This is a genomic window from Geodermatophilus sp. DF01-2, from assembly GCF_004571065.1.
In the GTDB taxonomy this organism is placed as follows: Bacteria; Actinomycetota; Actinomycetes; order Mycobacteriales; family Geodermatophilaceae; genus Geodermatophilus.
The window spans coordinates 1-3,232 of sequence record NZ_SPQN01000161.1; the positions used below are offsets into that span (position 1 = coordinate 1).

Sequence of the window (3,232 nt, forward strand, 5' to 3'; positions counted from 1 at the left end):
CGCCGGGAAGGTGCGAGGGTCAGGGAGTGGTGGCGGCGCCGCCACCGAGCTCGCCGGCGATGTCGTTGAACAGGGCGGTCAGGTTTTCGCCGAGGAGGACGACCGCGGTGATGATCGCGACGGCGATCAGGCCGACCATCAGGCCGTACTCGACGGCGGTGGCGCCCTTCTCCTCACGCTTGAGGCGCTCCTCGGCGAGCGAGTAGAGCGTGACGATGGTGGCCAGCGGGTTGGTGATGAGGTTCAGCACGGAGGACTCCCGGGGGGACGGTGCCGGCCGGTCCGGATCGGTCGACCCGGCCTCGCGGCAACGTCAGTTCTGTCGAACCGCGGTCGCGCCGACTTGAGCGCCGTCCACCCCGTCGGTCGACACCGTCCCCTCGGTCGGGCGTACCGCCGACGGGTGCGGTCACTCCATGTAAGCGGCCTGTCAGGGCAGCAGCGCGGTCCAGCCGATCGCGAGGACGGCGCCGGCGAGCATCGCCGGGCCGAACGGCAGTTCTGCGCGCAGCCCGACCCGCCGCGCCGCCAGCAGGCCGAGCGCCACGACCGCCTGGACGACGAACCCGGCGAGGGCGCCGAGGAGGACCGCCGTCCAGCCCAGCCAGCCCAGGTACAGGCCGAGCAGGGCGGCGAGCTTGACGTCGCCCATGCCCAGGCCTCCGGGCGAGACGAGCGCGAGCGCGAGGAACACCGCGAACAGCACGACGGCGCCCAGCACGGCGCGCAGCATCGCCGACCAGGCGCCGTCGGCCAGGGCCGGCAGGAGCAGCAGCGCCGTCCCGGCGGCGAGCGAGGGCAGCACCGCGCGGTTGGGCAGCAGCCGATGCCGCAGGTCGACGACGGCGAGCAGCACGCCCGCGCCGGCCAGGAAGAGGAACGCCGGCAACTCCCAGGAGAGGTCGAACCGCAGCGCGGTGAGGGCCGCCAGCAGCGCCGTCCCCACCTCGAGCAGCGGCGGCCGGACGGCGACCGGCCCGGGACCCAGCAGGTCCCGGACGGCGGCGTCCGGTGGCCAGGGGAAGCGACCGGCGGCGCGGTTGACGAGCACCCCGACGACCGCGCCCAGGAGGAGGGCGGCGACTACCAGGGCGGCGACCACGCCGGGAACGATGGCACGCCGCCACCCGCGGACCCGGGAACGCCACCTAACCCTCGTCGGATGGAGTCCGAGCATGGCTTCCCGCAGGCTCGGTGCCCGTGTGCTCCGCGGGCGCGCCGGACGAGGCGGGGCAGCATCAGCCCGAGCATCGCCGCGCCGCCACGGTCAGGCCGCAACCGTGGCCCGCTTCGGCCAGCCGGCGTCGATCCACCCGCTGATCGTCCGGCGGATCGCCCTCCTCGGACCACAGCGGGTGGCTGGGGCATCTGCGAGGGCCCGGAGCTGCCGGGGGGATCGCCATGGTCGCCAGCCGTGGCGAGAGACGAGGCGGCACCGGAAGCAGGTCAGCGCGCGGTGAGGGACGCGCAACGTCCGCTGGCACACCACCGGTACCGAGCACCGCCACCACCGCGACCCCGGCGACCTCTCACCGACGTACGAGGCGATGCACCGGCCGCCGTCCCCGGTCGGATGCTGCTCGTCTGCACGGCCGGAGCCGGGCTCGCCGTCGCACGACGCCCTGCGGCTGCTCAACAGCTAGGTCGCAGTTGGTTGCCGCTTTCGGCCGACGTGCGGGGACAGCCACCCCGGCTGGTCGGCACCGGTCACGGACGCCTGCAGGCGCGGAGGACGGCGTCGCGCAGGGTGATCTCTGCGCCGCCGTGACCGGCGACGTGCCGGGATCGGACCTCGGCGACCACGACGTCCCACCGGTCGCCGTCGAGGCCCGCCGCGACCTCGCCCGCCGTGACGTGCCCAGCGGAGTGGCGATCGGATGGGTCGTGACCGACGACGAGGAGCGTGCCGCCCGGCGCGACCGCGGCGGCCAGCCGTCGGACGAACGTGTCGTGCGGCCCGGCCGGATGCACGTAGTGGGCAGAGACCAGGTCGAAGTGCTCCGCAGGTGGCGCCCACGTGGTCAGGTCGGCCGCCACCCAGTCGATGCGGCTCGCGACGTCCGGCCCGATCGCTGCGGCGTGCTCGCGGGCGCGGCGCAGCGCCGTGGGAGCGACGTCGACCGCCGTCACGCGCCAGCCACGCGAGGCGAGCCAGCGGGCGTCGGCGCCCTCGCCGCAGCCGGCGTCGAGCGCCGTGCCGGGCACGAGATCCCCGGCCTCGCTCACGAGCTGCGGGTTGGGAGGCCGGCTGCCGTGTGCCGCATGGCCGCGGTAACGGTCCTCCCAGTACGTGGCGCTGAACTCTCCGGCCTCGCCACTGCCGGCCGCCATCGCGTCGTAGTCGTTCCCCACCTGCTCGGTCACCGTGTCCACCTCCGCGTCGACCGTGCGACCGGGACGGCCGTCGCGGCACGGTCACTTGCCGGTGCGGCAGGCTGCAGCGGGAGACCGACGAGCCGGCCTGCACGCCCGGGACGGCCCGGCACCTGATCGGGTCAGGCCGGACGCGTGTCGACCATGGTGGCGTAGGCGACGACGTTGTCCTCGTAGCTGCGCGCCGCCGGGTCGAATGCGCCGCCGCAGGTGATCAGCCGCAACTGCGGGTCCGTGGTGTTGCCGTAGACCTCGAGGGTCGGGAACTCGTCCTTGGGATAGCGCTCGACGCGGTCGACGGCGAAGACGGCGACGGAGCCGTCGGCGCGGGTCACCTCGACCTCGTCGCCCGGAGTCAGTGCGCCCAGTTCGAAGAAGACGCCGGGCCCCCACTCCGCGGAGTCGACGTGCCCGAGCAGCACGGACGGGCCGACCGCGCCGGGGCGCGGGCTGTTGTGGTACCAGCCGGCCTGGTCGTTCGGGCCCAGCGGCGGCACCTCGACGGTGCCGTCGTCGTTGAGTCCGAGCCGGAGCAGCTCACTGGTGACGTCGAGGCTGGGGATGCGCAGGGTGACCGGCTCGGCGACCTCCGGCCCCGGCGGCTCGATGACGACGGGCGGAGCAGCGCCGGCGGCGGGCGACCCCGCGGGAGGTGTGGTCGGCGCGGTGGCGGCCGTCGGTGCGGAGGCGCGGCCGTCGGCCGCGGGCTGCGGGGGGCTCTGCTGCCCGGTGACCGCCACGACGAGGGCCACCACCCCGACCACGGCCAGCAGGACCGAGAGCACCGCCCAGCTGCGCGCTGGGAACGGGCGGTCGGGGGCTCGGCTCACGGTTCAGGCCTCCTGCGGAGGGACGGCGC

The 3,232-nt window shown here is 75.0% G+C and carries 4 protein-coding genes; all 4 read right to left on the reverse strand.

Translation table 11 applies throughout. The annotated features are described in order from the left end of the window. Positions 1 to 19 precede the first annotated feature (19 nt). Positions 20 to 250: a Flp family type IVb pilin gene (locus E4P41_RS21480; RefSeq protein ID WP_135143223.1), complete on the reverse strand. Its 231-nt coding sequence runs from the start codon at positions 248 to 250 to the stop codon at positions 20 to 22. A gap of 180 nt (positions 251 to 430) precedes the next feature. Further along, positions 431 to 1,102, reverse strand: a complete 672-nt coding sequence (locus E4P41_RS21485; RefSeq protein WP_135143224.1) for an A24 family peptidase — start codon at positions 1,100 to 1,102, stop codon at positions 431 to 433. Between the two features lie 605 nt (positions 1,103 to 1,707). Next, positions 1,708 to 2,364: a class I SAM-dependent methyltransferase gene (locus E4P41_RS21490; protein WP_245177558.1), complete on the reverse strand. Its 657-nt coding sequence runs from the start codon at positions 2,362 to 2,364 to the stop codon at positions 1,708 to 1,710. A 131-nt stretch (positions 2,365 to 2,495) separates the two neighbouring features. After that, a complete protein-coding gene (locus E4P41_RS21495; protein WP_135143225.1) occupies positions 2,496 to 3,203 on the reverse strand; it encodes a class F sortase in 708 nt (235 codons plus the stop codon). Positions 3,204 to 3,232: the final 29 nt, after the last annotated feature.